The organism is Arthrobacter sp. AD-310 (genome assembly GCF_054656615.1).
On sequence record NZ_BAAHNO010000045.1, the window covers coordinates 1 to 3099 of the forward strand.

Annotated in this window: 2 protein-coding genes and 1 pseudogene; 1 reads left to right on the forward strand and 2 read right to left on the reverse strand. The window is 69.6% G+C overall.

Features of this window, described 5'->3' with window-relative positions; genetic code table 11:
• Positions 1-1314: DEAD/DEAH box helicase (locus ACYQ1Z_RS19720; RefSeq protein WP_459794244.1), on the reverse strand; the 1314-nt coding region annotated here is incomplete at its 3' end.
• Positions 1315-1659: 345 nt separating this feature from the next.
• On the opposite strand from ACYQ1Z_RS19720, the gene ACYQ1Z_RS19725 reads away from it, so the two are divergent.
• A complete protein-coding gene (locus ACYQ1Z_RS19725; protein ID WP_459794245.1) occupies positions 1660-2427 on the forward strand; it encodes a class I SAM-dependent methyltransferase in 768 nt (255 codons plus the stop codon).
• Positions 2428-2511: 84 nt separating this feature from the next.
• Here ACYQ1Z_RS19725 and ACYQ1Z_RS19730 read toward each other — a convergent pair.
• A pseudogene (locus tag ACYQ1Z_RS19730) lies at positions 2512-3099 on the reverse strand (MFS transporter); the annotation flags it as partial.

Genomic DNA, 3099 nt, shown 5'->3' on the forward strand with positions numbered 1-3099 from the left:
ACATCTTCCGCCGCGCCCACCCGCCGTCGGGGACGCCTGGCGGCGGGCGCGCTTGCGCTCGGCGTTGGCACCGGTGGAGGTGCCGCCGCCCTGCTTCGGCATTTTGGCTGCCAGCAGCGCCGCACGGGTGCGCGGGTCGACCTTTTCGGCCACGTCACCCACGAGTTCCGCCACGATCGGCGAGGACGCCGTAACGCGCTCGAAGCTGACGTCCACGCCGGCGGCCTTCATCAGCTTCTTGACGTCGGTCTGCTGCTCCGGGAGGGTCAGCGTGACCACCGTGCCGTCGGAACCGGCGCGGGCGGTACGGCCCGAGCGGTGCAGGTACGCCTTGTGTTCGGTGGGCGGGTCAACGTGGATGACCAGTTCGACGTCGTCAACGTGCACACCGCGGGCGGCGACGTCGGTGGCCACCAGGACGCGGACGTCGCCGTTGGAGAACTCGGCCAGGTTCCGGTCCCGGGCGTTCTGCGACAGGTTGCCGTGGAGGTCCACGGCGGGGATCCCGGCGTCGGTCAGGGTCTTGGCCAGCTTGCGGGCGTGGTGCTTGGTCCGCATGAACAGGACGCGGCGGCCGGCGCCGGAGGCGAGCTCCACGATCAGCTGCTTCTTGACCGTCTGGTCGTTGACCACCAGCACGTGGTGCTCCATGGTGGTCACCGCGGCCTGCGGATCGTCCACGGAGTGGGTCAGCGGGTTGGAGAGGTAGCGCTGGACGATCTTGTCCACGCCGTTGTCGAGGGTGGCGGAGAAGAGCAGCCGCTGGCCCTGCTTGGGGGTCATGTCCAGGAGCTTCTTCACCACGGGAAGGAAGCCGAGGTCGGCCATGTGGTCGGCCTCGTCCAGGACGGTGATCTCCACGGCTTCGAGGGTGAGGATGCGCTGGCGGATCAGGTCCTCCAGCCGGCCCGGGCAGGCGATGACGATGTCGACGCCGGCGCGCAGCGCCTTCTCCTGCCGGGCCTGGGAGATCCCGCCGTAGATCACGGTGGTGTTCAGGCCGGCGGCCTTGGCGAGCGGCTCGATGGTGGCGTTGATCTGGGTTGCCAGTTCGCGGGTGGGTGCCAGCACCAGGCCCATGGGGCGGCCGGGCTTGCGGAAGTACGCGGCTTCGCGTTCGGCGAGCCGGGCCACCAGCGGAATGGAGAAAGCAATGGTCTTGCCGGAACCGGTGCGGCCACGGCCCAGGACGTCACGGCCGGACAGGGTGTCCGGCAGGGTCTTCACCTGGATCGGGAAGGGGGATTCGATTCCCTGCGCGGCGAGGGTCTCGGCGAGGGCTTTGGGCGTGCCGAGGGCAGCAAAAGTAGTCATCTAAGTCTTTCTGGCGGTATCCGTGCGGATATCGGGCCCCGGCGCCGGTTGGCTCAGGGGGTTCGCCGAAGAAAAGTCAGGTGGTCAACCGGCAGGTGCCCTCTGCAGGACGGCGGCCGGGACCAAATGGAAGCGTTCATCGACGCAGGATGTGCCTCTCACATGAAAAATGCCCACTCCCCCAATTCAGGGGCTCCAACAGGGGAGCGAGCGGGCATCACTGCACATCAAGTTCCTCCAGTCTAGCATCCCGCGGCTGTCATCCTTTCTGCGGCTGCTCCCTGTCGCTTCCCTCGCCCTCCCCAACCCGTTGCCTTGGCAGCCGCGCCGGGGCAGGCTTGTGGCATGAACGAACAAGCGGGTCACCACCAGGGAACGCACGACGACGGCACTTCCGCAGCCGGCAACGGCACCGGCGGCGCCGGCAGCAGTACCGCGATAGGCAGCCAGATCCGCGGCGACGACGCCGCCTCCATCTGGAACGAGCGGTACAGCACGAAACCGCAGTTCTGGAGCGGCAAACCCAACCCCCAGCTGGTCCGCGAGGCGGGCGGGCTCCATCCGGGCAAAGCGCTGGATCTCGGCTGCGGCGAAGGAGCCGACGCCATCTGGCTCGCACAGCAGGGCTGGACAGTGACCGCCGTCGACGTTTCCGCCGTCGCACTGGAGCGCGCGCACTCGCACGAGAAGGCAGCACTGGCGAGGGAAAGCGTGCACGCGGCCGAAGGTGCCATCGCCAGCCGCATCACCTGGCAGCAGGCGGACCTGGCCCAGTGGGCGCCGGAGGGGCAGTTCGACCTGGTGACCTCGCAGTTCCTGCACGCCGAGGAACTCGCCTGGCAGGGTCCGCTGCGGGCAGCGGCCGCCGCGGTCAAACGTGGCGGCACCCTGCTGGTGGTGGGCCACCACCCGGACCGGATGCCGCCGTGGGGCGGGCACCACCACCACCGGGACATGTTCTACACCGGGGAGGACCTGGTGCGGGAACTGGAGCTTGGCGGTCCGGAGTGGCAGCTGGAGGTCCTGACCACGCGCGAGCGGCCGGTCACCGGGCCGGAGGGCCAACATGCCACCATCGGGGACGTCGTCCTGCGCGCCACCCGCCTCCCCTGACCCCCTGCCCCCTTTGCCCGCAGGTTGCCCGCAGGAGTTCTTGTCCGGATATGCAGGCTTCCAGCCCTCAGAATCTGCCCAAACTCAGGGAGTGCGGGCGGTGACGCGCGGCGCAACGCAGGCGGCCGCGGCGGCGGGCACGGCGGTAAGGGCGAAGACCCCGGCGAAGGATCCTGCCGGCGTCGTGAACGCCGCGAAGACGAGCGCTGTGGCGGCCAGGGCCAGTGCCCCGCCCAGGGAATCCGCTATGGACATGGCGGAGCTGTTGAAGCCCTCGTTGTCCTTAGTGGAAAGTGCCAGGGTCATGACACTGAGGCGCGGGTAGAGCAGGCCCATGCCGCCGCCGGCGAACACCCAGCCGGCTATGGCAATGGCGGCCGGCCAGTGCAGCGCGGTGGTTGCCAGGGCCAGCAGGATCGCGCCGAGCACCATGAAGGATCCGATGCGGACCGCGCTGCGGTGCGGCAGCCGGGTTCCCAGCCGGCCCTGGGCGGCAGCCGCCGCGGCCCACGCAAGCGCGCCGCCAGTGAGGGTAAGGCCGGCGAAGGTGGGCGGGAAGGCGTACTGCTCCACCAGCAGGTACGGCAGGTACACCTCGGCGCCGAAGAACGCCGCCGAGGCGAGCCCGCGGGCCAGGATGACGCTGGGCAGGCCGCGCCGGAAGGCCAGGGT